Genomic DNA, 20907 nt, shown 5'->3' with positions numbered 1-20907 from the left:
ATCATGGCCGACAACACCCTCGCCTCCCTCGCCCAGGAGATCCTGGACCTCGAGTCGGAGACCTTCGAGATCACCGACTACTCGGACGCCAGCGAGGTCATGCTCGGCTCGTCCACGAGCTGCTCCTCCACCAGCACCTGCTCGAGCACCACCAGCACCACCTCCTGCACCGCCTGACGTCCGTCGTCGGTCGCGAGGGCCCCTGGCGCGCGGGCGCGAGCCGGGGGTCCTCGGCGTGCGGGGTCCCTGCGCGCGGTGTCCCGGGTCCGGACGGGCGCCCCGGGACCGGAGGGCAGGGCGTCCTCACCGGTCACGGGAAGGGATGCGGCACCCGCCGCACGTCCGCTTCCCCCAGCGGCGCCGGGACCAGGCCGGCGCGGTACGGCGCGGTCCGCAGGCGCGGCATGTGGAGCGCCCGCTGGCGCAGCCAGCCGAAGTCGATCGGCAGCAGCCCGGGGGCGATCGTGGCGACCGTGCGCAGTCCCATCCGGCGCTGCTCCGGTGTGGTCTGGTCGACGGCGATGACGTCGCAGCCGACGTCGGCGAGCAGGTCGCGCAGGAACAGCAGATCGTCGCGGAGGTCCCCGGTGCGGGGCCGGCGCTCCTCCCATCCGGTGAACAGCTCGGCCAGGGGCGCGACGTGGGGCGTGGCGAGGTAGCTGCGGGCGTGGCGGCGCATGGCGGGCAGCCCGAACAGCGCCGCGTGGTCCGGGAGCCGCTTGACCAGGTCGAAGTCCTCGGCCATGGCGGCGAGTTCGCCGGGCCGTTCGGCGACCTGGCGCGGCAGGTGCGGGATGTAGGTGAGGATCTCCGAGATCGCGGACTCCACAGCCGTCTCCGGGTCGAAGGACGCCCCGGCGGCGAACGCCAGACTCCCGGGCGCGTCATCGCGGCGGACGGCGAGGCCGGTGACGACGGGCAGGGGCAGGTCCACCCGGTTGTCGAAGACGTGGACGTCGTAGCCCTGGAGCGCGGCCCGCGCCACCATCGCCCGCACCTGCGGACCGCGCACCGACTCCAGGTCGATCTCCGGCAGCGGCAGACCGCCGTACCAGCCGAGCAGGAAGGCGTCCCGCTCGACGAGCTCCAGCAGGCCGAAGAGAACGGCCTCCTCCAGAGTGCCGCCGGTGGCACAGCCGTTGGAGCACTCGAAGACGAAGTTGTCCTCGCGGGTGCCCGCGCTGTAGTACGCGAGCCGGGCCGGGACGAGCACCGGCCGCTCGTCGCGCAGCGACCAGCCGGTGACCCAGGGCAGGGGCCGGGCCGGATCGAACGGCTCGACCATCGGGTCCTCGGCGTAGGTGCGCGGCCCGTACAGCCCGCAGGCGCGCGGGTCCAGGGCCCGGTCGCCCAGTTCGTCGAGGGAGGCCGTGACGACGGGGGCGCGGTGGCGGCGGTGCGTGCCCGCGTAGCGTTCCAGGCCCTCCAGGAAGGCCAGGGTGCGGCTGCGGGCGAAGGAGTTGGCCTGGCCGCTCCAGGTGACGTCGGTGAGACCGGCGTAACCCCGCATGAAGACACTGCCGGCGACCGGCGCGGTGGTGGGCGAGGTGACGTCGATCCAGGTGCCGCCGCCGAGGACCCCGCACACCGGATTGGCCAGGCCCTTGACCGGCAAGGGGTAGTCGGCGGGGCGGCGCAGCCGGTAGGCGTCCGGGCGGGGCTTGGGCCGGGCGGCCAGCGGCGCCACGGCTGCCTCCGCGGCGGCCCGTTCCTCCGCCTCCCTGGTGAACGGGCGGCAGTGCGGGCACATCGGTTCCGGCACCAGCGGGAAGGTGCGCACCCGCAGTGTCTCCAGGTCGAGTTCGGTGACCAGGGGGAGCGCCGCATCGGCACCGGCCGGGGTGTGGCGGGCGGCGCCGGAGACGATGAGACGGTGAAGCGACCACACGGCGTCCACCGTGTGGTCGGGCAGGACGGGCCAGTGGCCGGCGGCGGTGGTCTCGGTGCCGGTCTCCAGTGCCTCGCGTTCGGTACGGGTGCGCAGCCGTTGGCGGCGCATGGCCAGACAGGTGCCGCAGGCCGGCCCGGCGTCGGGGCTTCCACCCCAGGGGCCGAACAGCACGGCCTGGGCGGTGAGGTGGACGGCCGCCGTGTGCGGGGGCACGGCCTGCCGGGGCGTCTCCCCGAGGACGTTGGCGTCGCCGATGCGGGAGACGGCGGGTGCGGTCATTCCGGCGGCTGCGGCGCGGGCCGCCAGACGGGCGTGGAGATCCGCGCGGGCGGCCTCCAGAGGGGATACGGCCGGCGCGGGGGCGGTGACAGTGGTCATGTCCGGTTGCTCCAGCGGAAGATCCGGGTGGCGATCAGCCCGAAGAGCACGGCGAACAGGGCGAGTCCCGCGCAGTCCACGGCGATGTCGCCGAGGTCGCCGCGGCCGCCCATCGCGTCGGTGAGCCCGTCGTTGAGGTAGTGCAGCGGCAGCACCTTGGCAGCCGTGCGCAGCCAGCCGGGCATGAGGTCGTCGGGGAAGAACGAGCCGGAGAGGAAGGCCATCGGCACCATCACGATGTTGGCGATGGCCGCGACCGCCTCCGGGGTGTCGGCGACGCTGCCGACGACCAGCCCCATGGCGAGGAACGCGGTGACGCCCAGTATCAGGAGCGGTACCGCCGCCCACCAGGGCCCGTTCAGCCGCAGGCCGAAGAACGGCAGCAGCGCGACAGCGGTGAAGAGCACCGTCTGCACGCAGGCGACGCCCAGTGCCACGGTCCAGCGGGAGGCGAGGAGGGTGCGCAGCGGGGTCGGGGTGCGCCAGATCAGGCGGAGCAGATCGTCCCGGCGCCACTGCATGAGAGCGAAGCCGACGGAGAACACGGCGGCGTTGCCGACCCCCCAGGAGAGCACACCCGGGGCGATGTAGTTGATGGACGACAGGCCGCCGTTGACGTGCTGGCCCCGGAAGATGAGGCCGAACAGGACCAGGAAGGCGAGGGGGAAGGCGAAGGTGAAGAAGAGGGTCGTCTTGTCGCGTACGCTCGCGACGTAAGTGGCCCTGGTCAGTGCGGCGTACGCGCTCAACGGCGGTGCTCCGTTCCGGTTCCGGTCAGCGTCAGGTAGGCGTCCTCGAGGGTGGCGGTGCGCACGGTGACCGTCTCGATGTCCACCAGGTCGCCGAGAGCGGTGAGGACATGGTTGGCGGCGGTCGTCTCGATGACGAGTTCGTCGCCCTCGACGGTGGCCCGGTCCACCCCGTCCAGGGCGCGGGCGGCCTCCGGTGAGAGTTCCGCCGCGGGCAGCAGCAGCCGGGCGGGGGCAGCGAGGGAACGGATGAGGTTGCGGGGCGTGTCGAGCGCGACGACCCGGCCGCGGGCGATGATCGCCACCCGGTCGCAGAGGGCCTCGGCCTCGTCGAGGTAGTGGGTGGTGCAGATGATGGTGCGGCCCTCGGAGCGCAGTGAGCGCAGCAGGTCCCACAGTTCGCGCCGAGCTTCGGGGTCGAGGGCGGCGGTCGGCTCGTCGAGGAAGATCAGCTCGGGTTCGTGGAGCAGCGTCGTCGCGACGGCGAGGCGCTGCCGCTGACCGCCGGAGAGGTGGTCGACCCGGGCGTTCTCCTTTTCGGTGAGCCCGACGCGTTCCAGCGCCGTGCGCGCCGCGGCCGGGTCCATCCCGTAGAGCGCGGCGACGGTGCGCAGATGCTCGCCGGCGGTGAGGCGGGCGAAGAACGCCGATGCCTGAGTCTGTACGCCGATCCGGGCGAGCAACGCGGTGTCGCGCGGCCAGGGGCTCGCGCCGAGGACGGTGACGGTGCCGGAGTCGGCCTCGCGCAGCCCCTCGACGATCTCCACCAGGGTGGTCTTGCCGGCGCCGTTGGGGCCGAGGATGCCGAAGAACTCGCCGCTCCGGACGGTCAGGGAGACGCCGTCGAGGGCCGTCACCTCCCCGTACCGCTTGGTGACGCCGTCCACGACGACGACCGTCTCGGTCGCGGTGCCGCCGTGGGCGGCCGCGGTCTCGCTGTCGGGTCCGCTCATCTTGCCTTTCCTTGCGTGGTCCGACGGATCCGGAGCGCGCGGGGCGCGTCCGGTTCCTGCCTCCGCCGGGGCGGAAGGCCCCGACGGGTGAATGGGGGGTACGGTCGGCCGGCGCCCCGGCCCGTCGGGACGCTCGGCGGATTCGGGTCCGACGGCCGCGGAGGGCGGTGTGCGACGGGCGCGCAGGGTACGGCCCAGCGCGCCGAGCGCCCAGAGCAGCAGGACGGCGCCGAGCAGGGCGGGCGGCAGCCACCAGGCGAGCGCCGCCAGGCCGTCCGGCAGCACGGCGTGCAGCGCTGCCCCGGACAGGGCGAGGAGCGCGGCGCTCTGCACCGCGGTGAGCAGCGCGAAGCCGCCGTAGAGCAGCCGCAGCCGGGGCGGGTACGCGGCTGTGGCGCGGTCGCGACGGAGCAGTGCGCGGACGGCGAGCGCCAGGAACGTGCGGCTTCCCGCGGCGAGGCCGGTGACGCCGAGGGCGTGGCCGAGGGCCTTGTAGCCGTCGAGGGGCGGCAGCGGCAGGAGGTTGGCGACGGCGGAGACGGCGCCGAGGAGCAGCAGCGCGCCCAGCGCGGGGCGGGCCTGGGCGCCGGGCGGCAGCAGCGCCCACACCAGGGCGAAGGGCACCAGGAAGAGGAGGTTGGCGAACGCCCCGGCGCAGGCGGTGGCGACCTTGCGGGCGCGGCTGCCGAGGAACTGGACGTCCTCGACCTCGCAGTAGAGGTAGGTCGCGCCGAGGATCCAGCGCAGCCCGATCTCGGTGACACGGCCGCCCCAGGCGCGCGCGAACAGGCCGTGGGCCAGCTCGTGGAGGGCGAGACTGCACCACAGGACGCATCCGATGGCAAGCAGCAGCACGGGCTGCCGCGCGGTCTGCTCGGTCTGCCGCCACAGGGTGCCGGCCTGGACGGCGACCGCGGCGAGCAGCGCGACGGCCAGGGCGGTGAGCACGATCAGGACGGCGGGCCGCCGGGCGGGGGCGGTGGCGCGGTGCAGCCGGTCCATGAGTGCGGGCGCGTCCGCGACCAGCCGCGTCCGTCCGGCGAGAACGCCGTTGGGGCGGCGCCCGGACGGTGCCGCGGCAGGCGGCGCGGTGGGTACGGGAGCGCCGTCGAGGAGACCCCGGCCATGGAGCAGCCGGAGCATCTGTCCCCACTGGGCCTCGCCGAGCCGGGCACCGAACTCTCCCGCGTACTCCCGCCCGATCTCGGCGAGGGTACGGCTGCCGTCGAGACGGGTGATGAGGAAGTGTTCCCTGGGGCCCACCTCCAGGCGCTGCCCGGAGCGCGGGTCCTTCAGCAGATGGATACGGGCCGGTCCGCGCACCAGGCTGGGGCCGGCGACGACGTCGGGGCGCACGCGCGGCCGGGCGGAGAGAAAGGCGTCGGTGGTCACTCCTTGTCCTCCGGGACGCCGTCGCGCAGGGCGCGGGCGAGGACGTAGGACAGGAACGCCTCGTCGCGGACGGTCAGGCTCAGCCGGTTGTTGGTCATATGCAGGTACGGCGACAACAGCATCGGCAGGGCGTGCGCCGGGTCGCAGGGGCGGATGTCGCGGGTGCCGTCCCAGGCGCGGAAGGTCAGCTCGCCGCGCCGGGCCAGGCCGGCGGCGCGGTCGCGGAGTTCGGCGCAGTGGGCGGCCCAGCCGCGCAGGAACGCGGGAAGCCGTTCCGGTTCGCCCTGAGCCACCGCCTCCCGGATGTGCTGGAAACGCTCGGGGAGGCGGGCGCCCATGGTGCTGTAGGCGCGGTCATAGCCGCTGTCGGCGGTGTAACTGGTGCCGCTGAACGCCCTGTTCCAGAACATGTGGTAGCGGTCGAGGAAGGCCAGCAGGGCCTCGTCGTCCCCGAGGAAGGTGCCGGACATGACCATCATCAGCTGCGCGGAGAGCCCGAGGAGCACCGTACGCAGGTGGAGGTTCATGCTCCGGGCGGCCTCGATGACCAGGTCGCTGGAGTGCTGGAAGTGCCATTCGGCGAGCGCGACCCCCGCGGGCCCGCCGTACTTGGCGTACTCGGGCTCGTAGGGACGGTCCTCGAAGGTGTTGTTGGGCCGCAGCTTCATCCGCCCGTCGGGGCCGAGGAGTTCGGCACGCTGGTCCTCGCTGTACTCCAGGGTGAAGAGGGTCTCGTACAGGTCGGCGAGGAAGCCGGCCTTGACCTCGTACAGCGCGGGGCGTTCGCGCAGGAACGCGGCGAGCGCGGCGTGTGTCCGCTCCCGGACGGCGGCGGCGTGCGCGGCCCGGGCGGGCTTGAGGCGCAGCCGCAGATGGGGGCCCTCCAGCCAGTAGTTGATGAAGAAGTGTCCGGCGAGCAGGCCCTCCTCGGTGAGCGCGTCCACCAGCGGCTTGACGCACTGCAGGAGCAGCGGGCGGGGGCTGGCCGCGTAGAAGACGTGCACGGCCAGCCACGTGCCGGGGGCGTCGTCGGCGGCCGTTTCGGACGGGGAAGCGGTGGGTGCGGTCATCTGGTTCCGTCCTCTTCGGGCAGGCCGGCCGGGCGGGGCAGCATTTCTACGGCGAGTTCGGCGACGTGACGGCCGCGAGGAGAGGTCACGTGGAGTTCGTCCTCGCCGGGGAGCATCTCCTCGAAGACGGTGCGGGCGCGTTTGCCGGCGACCAGTCCTTCGAGGGCGGTGAGCGAGAGGGGGCTGTCGAAGTCGACGTACTGGGGCTTGGAGCCGCCGAACCAGCCGCCGCCCTCGCCGTCGGCGGCCTCCTCGTGGACGGTGGCGAAGACGCGGGCGGGCAGCCCGTGCCGGGTGCGCCAGCGGTGCCAGGCGAGGTACCAGTCGGCGTCGCCGGTGCCGGGGGCGCGCTGCGGGAGACCGCCGTCGGCGACCGTCCAGGAGCGCCGCTTCAGGACGAGGGCCTGGTGGCGGACCCGGGGCCGGCGGGTGACGCCCTCCTCCTCGGGCCCCAGGGGCACCCCGCGCCACACGTCCAGCACGGAGCGGGCGGTCGGGGAGAACAGCAGGAGAGTGCGCGGGATCTCGGGCAGCACCATGGGGACGAGATAGCCGAGGTAGAGCGGGACGACCTCTCGCTCGAGGCGGCGGGAGCGCAGGACCAGCCGGTCGGTGTCCGGGTCGTGCACGGCGTAGAGGTCGTCGAGGTGGAGGCGGGCCTCCTCGGGGGCGGTGCTGTGCTCGCCGGGGCAGACGATCTCGTAGTCGGTGAGGCGGCCGTGGAGGTTGAGGTTGGTGGTGGCGGCACCGGCGGTGATCTCGGCGAAGACCGCGCCGGGCGGGAGCAGCCGGCGCACCTCCTCGCGCAGGGCGGCGGTCAGGCCCGGGCCCGGCTCGCCGTCGAAGCAGTGGGTGAAGCGGGTGAACGGGAAGCAGAGGCCGCCGAAGGAGTCGTTGAGCACGACGAGGGGGTCGCCGTCGCGGCGCGCCAGCTGGAGGAAGTGACTCTGCGGCTGGAAGGCGGGCGCGGCGTCGGCGAGGGCGGCGGCCGCCTCGTCCACGGTGGCGTCGTCGAGGACGAACTCCTCGGCGTCCGAAGGAAGTTCGGACCAGCCCGCGCGCACCCGGGCGGTGAGCGTCGCGCGGGCGGTGTCGACGGCGGTGATCTCCGGCACGCCCAGCCAGTTCTCCTCGGGGGCGTGGCTGCCGTCCGGGAGGAAGTCGTCCTTGGTGGCGGTGAACTGGAGGTACTGCCGGAAGATGTCCTCGTGGAAGTCGTGCACCAGCCGCAGCAGGTCCTCGCAGCGCCCGCCGCGGCCGAAGCGGGCGAGGAAGAAGCCCTTGAGGGTGAGCCGCTGGGGCAGCGCCACGTCGAAGGCGGGCAGGATGCGCCCGAGTGAACGCAGCGGGGCGGCGGCGAGCGCGGCCCACTCGGCCAGGTCGGCGGTGGTGGTGCCGGCGGACACGTCCTCGTAGAGGAGGGTCTGCGGCAGGGCAGGGTGTTCGGCGCCGAGGTCGGCCTGGAGGGCGAGCAGATCGGCGCGGAGCGAGCCGAGCAGGGCGCGGCGGGTGGGCACGTCCGCTTCCGGATAGCGCGCGAGGGCGTCGGCCGGGCCGTCCAGGCGGGCGGCGAGCGCGTCGGACCAGGGCCGGTCCAGGGCGCGCAGTGACCGCTGGAAGGTGTTCAGCGGGTCGCCGCCGTGCACGCCCGTGGCGAGGCTGGGGAGCTGGAGCATCCCGAGGTCGCGCAGGGCGGTGAGGTAGTGCCCGGCCTCCTTCTCGCCGGCGCCGGTGGTGGTGGCCAGCCAGCGCGCCAGGGCACCGTGGCGGAGGGTGCCGTCGTGGTCCCTCAGCAGGGCCAGCATTCCGTCCAGGGCGCCGTGGCGGCGGAGGAAGAAGAGGCGGTCCTGGGCGGCGTCGAAGCTGACCGGGGCACTGTCGTCGCCGGCGGTGACGGCGCGTTGGACGTAGCGCACGCGGTCCTCGTCGAGCTTCCACCCGGAGGCGAGGGCCACCGGAAGGTCGGCACGGCGCTCCGGGTCGGCGGCGATGAGTTCGGCGAGACGGGTCAGGACGACGACGTTGAGCCGCGGGTGCCCCGTCCAGTCGTCGCCGACCTGGGTGGGAACCGGTGCGGGGCCCGCTCCGGCGGTTTCGAAGCCGCCGAGGGCGACGCCGGTCAGGGTGCTGAAAGGGCTGGTCTTGCAGGCGGTGCGGTAGAGGTAGGAGAGCAGCGAGCGCTCCATCTTGCGGGCCCGCTTGCCGGGTACCGGGGCCGGGTCGGCGGCGAAGGCGTCGAGCCGTTCCTCCAGGGTGGGCGAGGCGAGCAGCAGTCCCCGCCGGAGTCGGTCGTCCCGGGCCAGCTCGCGCAGGGCGGTGCGGGTGCGGGTGAATCCGGCCGCGAGGACGGAGTTCCCCTCGGCGCGCAGTTCCTCCCAGCGGACCCGGGCGTCCAGCCAGGCCGCGAGGTCGGCTCCGGTCGTGCCGCCGAGGCCGGCGGCGAGGGAGCGGGCCGCGTCGAGGTCGCCGGGCAGGCGGTTGTTGAAGACCTGTCGGCGCAGGGCGAGCAGGCGGCGGCGGAGCCCGGCGTCCTCGGTGGCGCCGACCGCCTCGGAGAGCGGGTCGCTCAGGCGGGCGCCGAGGGCGCCGAGCCGGTCCTCCTCGAGAGCGGTCCGGGCGGCCCAGTCGGCTGCTTCGGGGGCCCGCAGGGCGACGACGGCGCCGGCCGGGAGGCCCGCGACGCGCAGCATGAACCGGCTGTGCAGGGCCGCCGGTCCGCCGATGGCGGCGGGGGTGTCCTCGGCCGGGGTGGTGGCGGTCGGGTTCACGCCCTCCTCCTTTCGTGTGGGGTGTGCTGCCGTCCGGGTCCGGAGCGCCGGGTTCCCCGGCGGTCCGGGGCGGGTCGGGGGCCGCGGTTCACGGGGCGACGATGTCGTAGCGGTAGTCGGCGGGCCGGGGCCGCTCGTGGCCGATCATCATGATCAGCAACGGGATCTCGCCCCGTTCGGCCAGCCCGAGTTCCTCCTCGAAGGAGACGCTGTCGAAGCCGAGGGCGACGCCGCAGGCGGTGCCGGCGGCGCAGGCGGCGGTGTAGACGGCCTGGGCGGTGGCGCCGACGACGGCGTTGACGAGGCGGTAGCCGCGGTCGCCGACCGCGTCGAGCACGGCGTGGGTACGGGCGACGGGCACGAGCACGGCGGCGGCCTGCTCCAGGTTGTAGTTGGCGAGGAAGTAGTTGTCCTGGAGGAAGGCGCCGAAGTCACCGGCCTTCATCCGCACCAGCTCGCCGGTGTCCCGGTCGTACTCGTAGAGGCCGGCCGGCACCCCGCGCACATGGTTGACGAAGACGCAGAGCCGGGTGAGGGGCGCGCCGCCGGGGCTCTCGGCGTCGCTGTCCAGGGTGCCCGCGGCGACGGCGGCGGCCAGTGCGGCGGAGAGCCGGGCGGCGTCGAGCGGCGTGACGGCGGAGAACCGGCCGAAGCTGCTGCGGCGTTCCCGCAGCGCCCGGCGCACGGGGGTGTCCAGCGGCACGGGCGCGGGCAGCGGGACGCGGTCGCCGGGCGCGGCGGGGGCGGCGAGGGCGGCATCGAGGGCGCCGGGGGCGGGCCGGTCGGCGGCGCCCTCCAGGGTGGCGGCGTGGATGCGGCGCACGGTCGGGAAGGACAGCACGCGCCGGGACTTCTCGTCGGGCACGCGGGTGACGCGGGCGCCGGGCGTCCGCCGGGCGGGCGCTGCCGGGGCGCCGCCGGCCCAGGGCAGCGGGACGACGGCGAACACCCCGTCCTCCTCGGGGTCCAGACCGAGCAGCCGGCCGAGGCGGGGCTCCTCGAACCAGAGGGCGCTGCCGAGGTGCAGGCCGTGGGCGCGGGCCCACATACGCCAGGTCTGCACCAGGGCGCCGACGTCCATCGTGACGGCGTGGTAGCAGAAGCTGTTGTACTTGAACGCGTTCTGCCAGAACGTCACCCCCAGGACCAGGAACTGGTCGGTTCCGGCGGCCTCCGCCAGGTCGCCGAGGGCCGCCCGGACCTCGCCGGTGACGTCGCCCGACAGGAGCCGGGTGACGCGGTGGTGGGGGGTGTCGTAGTAGTAGACGCCCGGAGTGAGGGGACCGCTCGCGCCGCTGACCCAGTGGACGCCGATGGGGTAGAGGCCGCCACCGGAAGCGGTGCCGCGGGACCAGTTGGCGTGGGAGTGGAACGGCAGCGAGCCCAGATCGGTGTTGGCCTGGACGGCGAGGCGGCGGCCGGTGAGACCGTAGGAATCGCGGAGCATCGCGCCGAGCAGCGGCAGGGTGAACGCCCCGGTGCCGGGCTGCCCGAACAGGCCCCGTCCGAGAGTGGCCTCGTCCGCACTGCCGCCGTCGGGCAGCGGGAAGGACGGGGCGCCGGGGAAGAACTTGCCCTTGCGGGGGCGGTCGGACCAGTCGGGGACGAAGTCGGCCGGCTCCATGGGGATCCTGCCCCGCCGCATCACCGCGGTCGCGTACTCATGGGCGTATCCCATGGTCACTCCCTCTTCTGCTCGTCTGGGGTGGGCTCCGGCGGCCCGGGCGCCGGAGGTGGGTGGAGTGGGTGGTCAGGGGAAGGGGTGCGGCGCCGGGTTGAGGTCGTCCGGCGTCAGATCGTCGTCGCGGAGGCCGCCCTCGCGCAGCGCGGTGCGGACGCGGGGCATCAGGGGGCCGCGCTGACGGCTCCAGCCGAAGTCGATCGGGATCAGACCGGGCACCAGGACCTTGACCGTGGACAAGCCGAGAGCCCGCTGCTCGGGGGCGGTCTGGTCGACCACCACCACGTCGAAACCCCGCGCGGTCACCGCCGCGACGCAGCGCTCCACGTCCTCCCGCAGGTCGGGGGAGGGGCGCAGTGCGCCGGGGCCACCGGAGAGCGAGGCGAGCGGCACCCGGTCGGCGTCGTCCCGGCCGCGCAGCAGGAAGTCGGTGTACCTGCCCATCTCGGGCAGCCCGTAGAGAAGAGGGTGGTCGTGCAGGACGCGCACCTCGTCGAAGTCGCGCGCCATACGGCGCAGCCGGCGTTCCTCGCGCGCGGTGCGGCGGCGGAGGTTGACGGAGTCGGTGGCGATCTCGCAGAGTCCGGCGGCGAGCGCGGCCTCGGGGTCGAGGGAGGCGCCCGCGCCGAAGCAGAGCAACCCCGGTCCCCCGTCGACGCGTTCGGCGACGGCGGTCACCACCGGCACCGGGAAGGTGATGCGGGTGTCGAAGAACCGGGCCCGATAGCCGTACATCGCCAGCCGGTCGACCATGGCGCGGGTCGCGGGCCGGGCGCTGCTCGACGGGTCGATCTCGGGTAGCCGGGCGCGGCCGAACCAGGCCAGCAGGAAGGCGTCGCGCTCGATCGTCTCCATCAGCCCGTGGTGGACGGCCTCGGTGAGGCAGCCTCCGGAGGCGCAGCCGTTGGAGCTCTCCTGCACGAAGCGCCGCCGGATGCCGCCGGGCGCGTGGTAGTAGGCGACCACTTCCGGTACGAGGACGGGGCGGGCGTCGCGCAGCGACCAGCCCCACACCCACGGCACCGGGCGGTCCGGCGCGAAGCGCGGCGCGTCCGGCTCGGCGGTGTGGAAGGCGTCGGAGTACAGGCCGGTGGTGCGCGGGTCGACGGCCGTGTCGCCGAGTTCGTCGAGGGCGGCGGTCACCACGGTGCGCTTGGCGCGGGCCCGCATCCCGGCGAACCGCTCCAGGCCCTCCAGCAGGCCGACGCGGACGCTCGTGCCGTAGGCCCCGGTGTGACCGCCCCAGTAGCAGTCCCGGAGATAGGTGCCGGAGCGGGTGGTGAAGGCGCCGACCGCCGAGGAGGTCGAGGCGGATGTCAGGTCGGGCGCGACGGACGGGCCGAGCATCCCGGTGACGGGGTTGGCGAACGCCTCGAGCGACAGGTCGTAGGCGTCCAGCGGGCGCAACCGGAAGCTGTCGGGGGCGTGTTCGGGACTGGGTTCCAGGGTGATCCGGGCGGCATCGGCGGTGTCGTCCGGGCGCGTCCCGCAGGATGGGCACTCGCCGTCGGGCAGCAGCGGGAACCGGGAGACATGAAGGGTTTCCAGGTCCAGCAGCCAGACCCAGGGACGGCGGGCCGGGCGCGGCTGCCGGCCCGCCGCCGCGACGAGTCCGGCGAGCGCGTCCGCGGTGAAGGCGGCCCGCCACGGCGGGTTCCCGGTGGCGCGGGGTTCCCCGCCGCGCTCCAGCGCCTCCCGGAGGTACCCGGCCCGCACCGCCTGCCAGCGGCGGGCGAGGCACTGCGGACAGCCCGCGCCGCCGTCCGGGGTGACCGGGCCGACGACGGCGTGGTGCCCGTACAGGCCCACCGGGACGGTGCCGGGTGCGAACTCGCCTGGTGCAGCGGTCAGTTCGTCGCGCACGCCGAGCGGGGTCACCACGGCCCGCGGAGTGCCGGGGTGGCGTTCCGCACGGTCCGCGAGGGCCGCGGTGAGGGCGGCGCACACCGCCTCCCACGGCCCCGTGGAAGCGGCCCCGGTCCCGGCGCGCGGCGCGGCCACGGTGTCAGTGGGCACGGTGCTCCCCGTCGGTCAGCAGGACGCGCACCGCGTGGACCTCGCCGGCGGCGAGGTCGGGGGCGGTCACCGGCACCGCGAACGCGTCCCGGCCCGCGGCCGCGAGGCTGTCCAGTACGGCGGCCCAGGTCGTGGCGGACTCCGGCGCCGGTACGGGGTCCTCGGCGACGAGGGTGGCGGCGTCCAGGTCGGCCCACAGCGGGTCCCCGGTGTCGGGCTCGCCCGCGGCGCGGCGCATCTGCTCGGTGCCGAGGAGGTCGCGCAGCGCCTCGCGGACCGCCTCGCGGTGGCGCAGTCCGGAGCCGGCCGCCCAGCGCATCGCGCCCGTCTCAGGGTCGGTGAGGCGGGCCACGGCGATGGGCAGGGTGTGGCCGCCGGCCGCGGTGAGGTCGAGGATCTCGGCGGTGACGCCGAGGTTCTCCGCCGAGCGCAGGAGGAAGAGGAGTTCGGGGTCGCGGGTGAGGGGGGCCGGGTCCACGGTATGGACCGGGGCGGTGCGGCGGACCGCTGTGCGCAGCGCGTCGTGGGCGAGGGCCGTGCGCAGGGCGCGGGCGAGCGCGGCACGCGGGCTGCCGGCGGCGCCGGTGCCGGCCGACGTCCGCTCGAAGAGGCCCTGGTCGTTCCAGCCGCCGAGGGTGCGTACGGCGCCGGCGGGCACCAGCACGGTCCGTCCGTCGAGCAGCGAAGTGGCCTCGCTCCAGTGGGCGACGCGGTCGACGGGCACCTCGAGGCCGCTGGAGAGGGCGAGCCCGGCGGGGGCGACCCGGGTCCACTTGCCGAGGGCGGCCTCCAGGGCGACGCCGTCCAGCACCCGGGGCGGGACGACGTGTTCGGCGTAGACCTCGGCGGCGCGGAAGACAGCGGTGAGGCGGGCGCCGGCGACATGATGGACGTCGATCGCCGATATCCGGCGCACGCGGCCGGGCCTGGTGCCCAGGCGGACGGTGCTGACCTTGAGCGGGGTCTGCTCCCAGTCGTCGTCGACGTAGGCGCTGAAGACACCGGCCTTCTCCCGGACGAGGACGTCGCGTTCCTCCAGCACGGCGAGCGCGGCCCGGGCGGCGTCCTCGTCGGCGGCTCCGTCGGCGGGGAGGACGGCGGGTTCGTCGTCCGTGTGGGGTGCGCGCAGCATGTCCCCGGTGAGGGCGATGGCCTCGACCGCGCCGGTGTCCGCGGCGGCGCAGAACGGGCAGCGGGGGTGCGGCAGCAGCGGCTCGGTCAGCACGTCGAGGGAGTCGAGGTCCTGAACGACCACCTGGTTGCGGGTCTCGGCGGGCAGCGCCTCGGTGACGAGCCGGAACACCTCGAAGGCGAGGAGGTTGCCGAGCATCCCGGCGAGCGGACCGCCGAGGACCCGCGGGGGAGTGCCGAGCGGCGCGGCGGGACCGACGGAGGCCCAGAGTTCGGCGCTGTCGGCGGCATCGGCGCCCGCACCGAGCCGCAGCGCCGCACAGGACCAGCAGCCGGGGGTGCCGGCGGTCATCACCGGGCCGACGACTGCGTGGTTGCCGAACGTCCAGGCGCCGAGCAGCCGGCGGCCGGCGGGAACGCCCTCGGTCAGCAGCCGGAGCAGCTGGCGGGGCCCGGCCGGGCCGGTGACCAGGACGGTGTCCCAGCCGTCGAGGTCCGCCCAGCCGTACGTTTCGGCGGCGGAGGCGGGCAGGCGGGTGAGCCGGGGGGCGCAGCCCGCGTCGGCGAGGGCGGCGGCCTCGGCGTCGAGCTCGGCGGTGCCCTCCACGCCGTGGAGTTCGCGGCGCAGGACGCCGTGCGGGGCGTCCTGCTCGGTGACGGCCACGGCGGCGCTTCCGTTGCGGAGCAGGCCGAGCGCGGCCCACCGGGCAAGCGCGTCGTCACCGAGGACGGCGACGGAGGTGGAGCGGAAGCGCAGGAACCGCCCGGGTGCGTCGTCCGCGTAGTGGTCGAGATAGTCGAGCTGGTGCGCGAAACGCTCGGTGACCTGCGGCGAAATCACATCCGCCGAGGGCCCGGGCGCGGCGTCCCGGGCGAAGCCACGCGCGTAGAGAGCGCGCACGAGTTGAACCACCATGTCGCGCTGCTTGTCCCCCAGACCGGCACACAGCTCCTCGACCCGCCGCTCGCCGTTGAGGTGGGGCACGATCAGTGCGGCGAAGCGGTAGGCCGACTGGGTGGCGACGTTGAACCCGCCGTGGGCGTTGTGGAAGAGAACACCGGACGGGGTCCGGGTGAAGAGCACGTCCCTGCGGATGCGGGGCCGGGACTGCGCGATCTCCTCGTCGGACGCGGGGGTGTGGGCCATGGGTTCCGAAACCTCCGAAGGGCAGCGGGGCGGTCAGCCGGCGGCCGACGGCGGGAGATCCGTCGGATCGCGCGGGGCGGCGGCCGGGAGGGTGGTACCGGCCGCCTGGACGAAGAGGCGCAGCAGATCGTGGACGCGGTAGCGGCCGGGCGGTCCCTCCTCCAGCAGTCCGGCGTCGACGAGGGAGCGCAGGACGAGGGCGCCTGAGGCGGCGGGAGAGGCTCTGCCGAGGCCGGGGGGTGCCTCGGCCGGCGCTGCGGGCGGGGTACCGGCCGGGGGCAGCGTCTGGAGCCCGTCGGCTGGTTCGCCGCGCAGCACGGCGAGTTGGAGGCCACGCAGCGCCGCTCCGGGTTCCACACCCAGTTCTCCGGCGAGATGGGTGTGGATCCTGCGGTACTCGGCGAGCGCCTCGGCGCGCCGTCCGCAGCGGTACAGCGCCTCGATGAGCAGGGCGGCGAGCCCCTCGTGCCCGGGGTGGGCGTGGACGGCCTGGCGGGCCTCGGCGATCATCTCGCGGTGCCGTCCCAGGCGCAGTTCGCCGTCGAAGACCTGCTCGACGGCGAGCAGGCGTTCTTCGGCGAGGCGCGGGACCTGGTCGCGGTGCAGTTCGTCGGACTGGACGTTGCCGAGGAGGGGTTCCTTCCAGAGCCCCAGCGCGGTCCGGGCCAGGCGGAGCGCGGACTCCGGGTCGTCGCTGGCGTACGCCCGGGAGAGCAGGTCGCGGAAGTGGAGCAGGTCGAGTGAGTCGGCGTCGGCGTGGAGCCGGTAACCGCCGGGGACGGCCTCGATGGCGTGATCGGCGACGCCGTACTTCGTGAAGAGCCGGCGCAGCCGCAGTACGCAGGTGTGCAGCGCGGACTTGCCGCCGGCGGGTGGCCGGCTGCCCCAGACCACGCGCTGGAGGAAGCCGGAGGAGACCACGGAGCCAGGGTGGAGCAGGAGCGCGGCGAGGAGGGAGGCGGGGCGGGAGGGCTGCAGTACGACCGTGTCGCAGCCGTCGGTGATGGCCAGCAGGCCGAGGACCAGGAACCGGGGACGGCCGGGGGCCGGTGCGGCGGTCAGCCGCTCGGGGAGCGCGCCGTCGGGCGCGGGGACACCGGTCTTCTCCACAGCCCCTCACATCGCACGGTCGTTGATGCGTCAAAGCCCTTGCATGGAAGGGGCGTTGCCCATGCCCGGGTTGCAGGTCATGGGCGAATCCACTGCCGAGAGGGGAACTTAGAAGCGATCGACGTGTGAGTCCAGTGCCTGAAGTGAAAACGTCAGGTGACGAGGGAATTGATCAACACCCCTCGGTGTGTTCATCGTTGGCGGGCGGGACGCCAGGGGCATATCCTGTCGGGGCGTGCCGGGCCCTTCCCGGAACATCGCATCCAGGGGAGGATCCATGCCGTGGTGGGCGCTGATCCCGGTCGTCTCGATGATCACCGGGCCGCTCGCTCTGTTCGTGATGACCCGACGCAAGCGCAACTCGGACGCCGCCGACGAGCGGTACGAGGAACTCTCGCAGAAGTACACGGCGCTGCTGGAGGAGTCCACGTCCGGCGAACTGCCCAACGGCAAGGGGCGTTACCCCGAGGCACCCTGACCTCTGCCACCGCACGCGGGGGAACGCCCGCATGTGCGCGGCATCTTCTCCGTGGGGATGTTCTCCCTAGGGTTGCGCGAGCACACACGCAGCGCGGGCGCCGGTACGGGCCGGCGCTCAGTGGACGCCGGCGGTGATCCGCAGCAGGCGCGGCGGACGCGCGGCGGGCTCGGGCAGACGCAGCGGCGACAGACCGGGGGTGATGCTGCCCAGCAGCGCGGCGCGGCGGGCACCCGTACCCGAGGGAAGGGCGCCGGGCAGGCCGTTCACGGTGAGGAAGCCCAGCACGGCGAACGCCAGTGCCTCCTTCGCGTCCGACGGCAGGCCCAGCTCGTCGCTGGGGCGCAGCGCCACCCCGGGCAACTCCTCGGCGATCATGCGCATCAGCACCGGATTGCGCAGGCCACCACCGGACACCACCAGGCTCGTGACCGCCTGGGCGCGGCAGGCGTCCGCCACCGTGACGGCCGTCAGCCTGGTCAGGGTGGCCAGAACGTCGTCCGCGGCGGGCGTGGGCACCGCGGCCAGCGCCCGCAGCAGATACGGCAGATGGAAGTGTTCTTTCCCCGTGCTCTTCGGTGCGGGCCTGCGGTAGTACGGATCGTCGAGGAGCGCCGTGAGCAGCTCCGGGCTGACGCGGCCGGCGCCCGCCCGGCGACCGTCCTCGTCGTAGTCGGCGGCGCCGTCGGTGAAGTGGCGTACGGCGGCGTCGAGCAGCGCGTTGGCGGGGCCGGTGTCGAAAGCCAGGGGCTCCGCGCCCGGCGCGACGACCGTGACATTCGCGATGCCGCCCAGGTTCAGCGCCGCCGGGACACCCGGCAGCCCCCGCAGGAGCAGGGCGTCGGTCATCCCGACCAGCGGTGCTCCCTGCCCGCCCGCGGCCACATCCCGGCTGCGCAGGTCGGACACGACCGGGACCCCGGTGGCCTCCGCGATCCAGGCGGGCTGGCCCAGTTGCAGGGTGCCGCGGACGGTGCCGTCCTCCACCCAGTGGTACATGGTCTGGCCGTGGGACACCACCAGGTCCGCGGTGCCGTCGCACAACTCGCTCAGGGCGCGCCCGGCGGCGCCGGCGAAGGCCTGCCCGAGGCCGGTGTCCAGCGCGCACACGGCCTGGGCGGTAGTCGCCGTGGGCGGCAGCGTGGCGGCGATCAGGTCGCGCAGTTCGTCCTCGTAGCGGACGGTGAGGTGACCGAGCGGCCGCATGTGCAGGGTGTCGCCGTCCAGGGTGAGGTCGGTCGCGGCCGCCTCGATGGCGTCGTACGAGGTGCCCGACATCAGGCCGATCACGCGCATGGCTTCTCCCGGTGAGGATCGCGGGGTGGACAGGTGGGCCCGGGTGCGGGGCCGTCGGCGGTGGACGGCCCCGCACCCGGGGCGTTGTCACTCCTGGCCGGCACCCGCCGCCACGCGGCCCGTCCCGGAACCGGACTCCGGCTCACCGCCGGGCAGGGCGACCTCGTTCACCTCGGGCGCCTGCGGCGCGCGGTGGAACAGGCTCATCACACCGCCCACCACCAGGGTGATCACCACGCCGATCGGCACGAGCCACTGGGCCGCGATCGAGGTGGGCACCGTCGCCCCGGCCACCGTGACGTCGATCTTGACCTGGCGCACGATGTAGGTCATCACCACGACCGTCACGAGGAAGGCCACCACGGAGTCGGTCTGGTTGGCCCGCTTGACGAGCCGCCCGAGCAGGAACGCGCCGAGCAGCGCGCCGTAGGTGTAGCCCGCGATCGTCAGGCCGGTGAGGTAGACGTTGCCCGTGCTGGTGCTGAACGCACACGCGAAGACGGCCATGAGCACCGCCCACACCAGCGTCATCACCCGGGCCAGCTTGAGCAGGAACTCGTCGGAGGGCGTGTTGCGGAAGAAGCTGTGGATGATGTCGGCGACCGTCGAGTTCGACATGGAGTTCAGCGCCGAGGACAGCGAGCCCATCGCGGCGCCGAGGATGCCGGCCACGAGCAGACCGGAGATCACCACGGGCAGTCCGTGCAGGATGAAGTCCGGGTAGAGGTTGTCGGAGCTGGCGAGGCCGAGTTCCTTGAAGCTCTTACCCTTGTTGTAGGACCACAGCAGCGCGCCGACGAGGGAGAAGGCGGCGAACTGGACGGTGACGAAGACACCGGAGGCGATCATGGCCTTCTGGCCGTCGCGCAGCGAGCGGGTGGCCAGGATGCGCTGGACGATCAGCTGGTCGGAGCCGTGGCTGGCCATCGCGAAGATGGCGCCACCGATGATCGCGGTGGGCAGGGCGAACGGGCTGGTGAGGATGTGCGCCAGGTCGAAGTTGGTGTCGAAGAGCTTGAACTGGCCCGCGTCCAGGGCGCGCGAGAAGCCGCTGCCGCCGACGTGGCCGGACAGCACGGCGATGGACAGGATCGCGCCGCCCAGGTACAGCCCCATCTGGATGGCGTCGGTCCAGATGACCGCCTTGATGCCGCCGAGGTAGGTGTAGACGACGGTGATCACCGTGAGCACGATGATGATGGCCTGGTAGCTCGCGTGCACGCCGAACTCGTCGAGCAGGAGCTTGATCGGGATCGCGGAGGCGAACAGCCGGACGCCCTCGGCGAGGAGCCGGGTGAAGACGAAGGTCACCGAGGCGAGCCCCTGCAGTTTGAGCCCGAATCTACTGCCCAGGTACTGGTACGCGCTGACGAAGCCCCCGCGCTTGTACAGGGGGATGAGCACGGTGGCCACGATGACGCGGCCGATCACATAGCCGAAGGCCAGTTCGACGTTGCCGAAGCCCTGGCCGCTGTAGGCACCGCCGGGCACGCTGATGACAGTGAGCACGCTGGTCTCGGTGGCGACCACGGAGAACGAGACGGTCCACCAGGGCATTCGGCCTTCGCCGACGAAGTAGTCCTTCGCCGTTTTCTGGCGTCCGGCCAGGCGCAGTCCGATCACGGCGATGGCGACCAGATAGACCACGATGACCACGAGGTCGAGTTGGCGCACGCTCACTCCTAAGCGAGGGCCGGCGGTGTCACCGGCGAGGTGGGGACAGGGGGGAGGGGCGTCGTCCGTCGTACGCGGACGACGTGGGGTTCGTGCGGCGTCGATGCGTCCAGCGCCAGCAGGCGCGCGCCGTCCAGCGGGTCCCCGAGCGGGGGCCGCAGGTGAAGGGGGTGCGGGGAGCCGGTGAGTGCCGCCCGCAGCGGGCCGAGGAGCGGTTCGCCGAGGCCGGTGAGCCCGCCGGTGACGGTCACGGGGAGGGCGTCGCCGCCACCGATCCGGCGGGCGGCGGTGAGCACGGCCTCGCCGAGCGCGGTGGCGGCGTCCCGGACGATCGCGGAGGCGGCGGCGTCACCCGCGGCGGCGGCACGGGCCACGTCCGGGGCGAAGGACGCGGCGGTGCGGGCGGGGTTGCCGTCCCGTCCCAGGGCCGAGGGCAGCCGGTCGGGGTCGCCGAAGCGTGCGACGGCGACGGCCAGCAGCGTGGTGTCCGGTCCGCGTCCGTCGTGGGCGCGCAGTGCGGCCCGCAGTCCCGCCGCGCCGATCCAGGCGCCGCTGCCCTCGTCGCCGAGCCAGGGGCCCCAGCCGTCGACGCGCGCGTACGCTCCGCCGTCCCCGATGCCGATGGCGACGGAGCCGGTGCCGATGGCGAGCACCACGCCGGTGCGGCCGCCCAGGGCGCCCGCGTGGGCGGTGACGGCGTCGCTGGTGACGGCCACCTCGTCCGCGGGCAGGTCCTCGAGGAGCTGGACGGCGAGTTCGCGGGCCGCCTTCGGTGCGGAGGCCGCCCCCGCGGCGCCGACGCAGACCGCCGCCACCCGCTGTGCGGTCTCCTGCTCCAGGAGCGGGAGGACCGCCGCACGTACGGCGGCACGGGCCGCCGCCACCCCGTTGTCCGCGGCGAGGCCGGGGGCACCGGGCACCTCGTGGATGCCGCGGGCGGGGCGGCCGTCGCTCCACAGCACGGCACGGCAGCCGGTTTTGCCGAGGTCGACCGCCACTGCTGCTGTCATGGGCACGCCTTCGCGTCGTCGGGGATCCGGCGCGTCGGGCAGTCACAGGACGGCCACAAGGCCGGTAACCGGCGCGGATCGCGGTCCAGCGAGTATCCGAAGGCTGACCTCCGAATGTCAATAAGTAACTTCCTGAAGTTCGGTTCGTAAATTTTTGACGTGC

14 protein-coding genes are annotated in these 20907 nt (G+C 74.0%); 2 read left to right on the top strand and 12 right to left on the bottom strand.

Annotation, left to right across the window (positions count from 1 at the left end):
• The first annotated feature begins 3 nt into the window (after positions 1 to 3).
• Positions 4 to 177 carry a thiazolylpeptide-type bacteriocin gene (locus ACWD5Q_RS08535; RefSeq protein WP_031179489.1) on the top strand — a complete coding sequence of 58 codons (174 nt, stop codon included), beginning with the start codon at positions 4 to 6 and terminating at the stop codon, positions 175 to 177.
• A gap of 133 nt (positions 178 to 310) precedes the next feature.
• On the opposite strand, the gene ACWD5Q_RS08530 is transcribed toward ACWD5Q_RS08535, so the two are convergent.
• The 9 genes from ACWD5Q_RS08530 to ACWD5Q_RS08490 all read right to left on the bottom strand — a co-directional run bounded on the left by ACWD5Q_RS08530 (position 311) and on the right by ACWD5Q_RS08490 (position 16286).
• Positions 311 to 2269 (bottom strand): TOMM precursor leader peptide-binding protein, encoded by a 1959-nt coding sequence (locus ACWD5Q_RS08530; protein ID WP_451426267.1) that lies wholly within the window; start codon positions 2267 to 2269, stop codon positions 311 to 313.
• Complete coding sequence (locus ACWD5Q_RS08525) at positions 2266 to 3018, bottom strand: ABC transporter permease (RefSeq protein ID WP_451426266.1); 753 nt, start codon at positions 3016 to 3018, stop codon at positions 2266 to 2268. The genes ACWD5Q_RS08530 and ACWD5Q_RS08525 overlap by 4 nt, the downstream gene beginning before the upstream one ends.
• The gene (locus ACWD5Q_RS08520) at positions 3015 to 5363 is read right to left on the bottom strand and encodes an ATP-binding cassette domain-containing protein (protein ID WP_451426265.1); all 2349 of its coding nucleotides are present in this window, start codon (positions 5361 to 5363) and stop codon (positions 3015 to 3017) included. Before ACWD5Q_RS08520 ends, ACWD5Q_RS08525 begins: the two co-directional genes overlap by 4 nt.
• Complete coding sequence (locus tag ACWD5Q_RS08515; RefSeq protein ID WP_451426264.1) at positions 5360 to 6433, bottom strand: lantibiotic dehydratase C-terminal domain-containing protein; 1074 nt, start codon at positions 6431 to 6433, stop codon at positions 5360 to 5362. The genes ACWD5Q_RS08520 and ACWD5Q_RS08515 overlap by 4 nt, the downstream gene beginning before the upstream one ends.
• Positions 6430 to 9201, bottom strand: coding sequence for a lantibiotic dehydratase (locus ACWD5Q_RS08510; RefSeq protein WP_451426263.1), 2772 nt, complete (start codon positions 9199 to 9201; stop codon positions 6430 to 6432). The genes ACWD5Q_RS08515 and ACWD5Q_RS08510 overlap by 4 nt, the downstream gene beginning before the upstream one ends.
• Positions 9202 to 9289: 88 nt before the next feature.
• The gene (locus tag ACWD5Q_RS08505; RefSeq protein WP_451426262.1) at positions 9290 to 10879 is read right to left on the bottom strand and encodes a nitroreductase family protein; all 1590 of its coding nucleotides are present in this window, start codon (positions 10877 to 10879) and stop codon (positions 9290 to 9292) included.
• Positions 10880 to 10951: 72 nt separating this feature from the next.
• On the bottom strand, positions 10952 to 12898 hold the full coding sequence (locus ACWD5Q_RS08500) for a TOMM precursor leader peptide-binding protein (RefSeq protein WP_451426261.1): 1947 nt from the start codon (positions 12896 to 12898) through the stop codon (positions 10952 to 10954).
• On the bottom strand, positions 12888 to 15176 hold the full coding sequence (locus ACWD5Q_RS08495; RefSeq protein WP_451426260.1) for a TOMM precursor leader peptide-binding protein: 2289 nt from the start codon (positions 15174 to 15176) through the stop codon (positions 12888 to 12890). The genes ACWD5Q_RS08500 and ACWD5Q_RS08495 overlap by 11 nt, the downstream gene beginning before the upstream one ends.
• A gap of 33 nt (positions 15177 to 15209) precedes the next feature.
• On the bottom strand, positions 15210 to 16286 hold the full coding sequence (locus ACWD5Q_RS08490; protein WP_451426259.1) for an AfsR/SARP family transcriptional regulator: 1077 nt from the start codon (positions 16284 to 16286) through the stop codon (positions 15210 to 15212).
• A gap of 277 nt (positions 16287 to 16563) precedes the next feature.
• On the opposite strand from ACWD5Q_RS08490, the gene ACWD5Q_RS08485 reads away from it, so the two are divergent.
• Positions 16564 to 16764, top strand: a complete 201-nt coding sequence (locus ACWD5Q_RS08485) for a hypothetical protein (protein ID WP_451426258.1) — start codon at positions 16564 to 16566, stop codon at positions 16762 to 16764.
• A gap of 117 nt (positions 16765 to 16881) precedes the next feature.
• On the opposite strand, the gene ACWD5Q_RS08480 is transcribed toward ACWD5Q_RS08485, so the two are convergent.
• The 3 genes from ACWD5Q_RS08480 to ACWD5Q_RS08470 form a co-directional block, all read right to left on the bottom strand.
• On the bottom strand, positions 16882 to 18060 hold the full coding sequence (locus tag ACWD5Q_RS08480) for an anhydro-N-acetylmuramic acid kinase (RefSeq protein WP_451426257.1): 1179 nt from the start codon (positions 18058 to 18060) through the stop codon (positions 16882 to 16884).
• 87 nt (positions 18061 to 18147) lie between these two features.
• Entirely contained in the window at positions 18148 to 19734 is a 1587-nt protein-coding gene (locus ACWD5Q_RS08475; RefSeq protein ID WP_451426256.1) for a sodium:solute symporter, read from the bottom strand.
• An 8-nt stretch (positions 19735 to 19742) separates the two neighbouring features.
• Positions 19743 to 20744, bottom strand: coding sequence for an N-acetylglucosamine kinase (locus ACWD5Q_RS08470; RefSeq protein ID WP_451426255.1), 1002 nt, complete (start codon positions 20742 to 20744; stop codon positions 19743 to 19745).
• Between the last annotated feature and the right edge of the window lie 163 nt (positions 20745 to 20907).

The sequence above is a fragment of the Streptomyces sp. NPDC002513 genome, from assembly GCF_053595355.1.
This window is presented reverse-complemented; position numbering and strand designations above follow the sequence as displayed.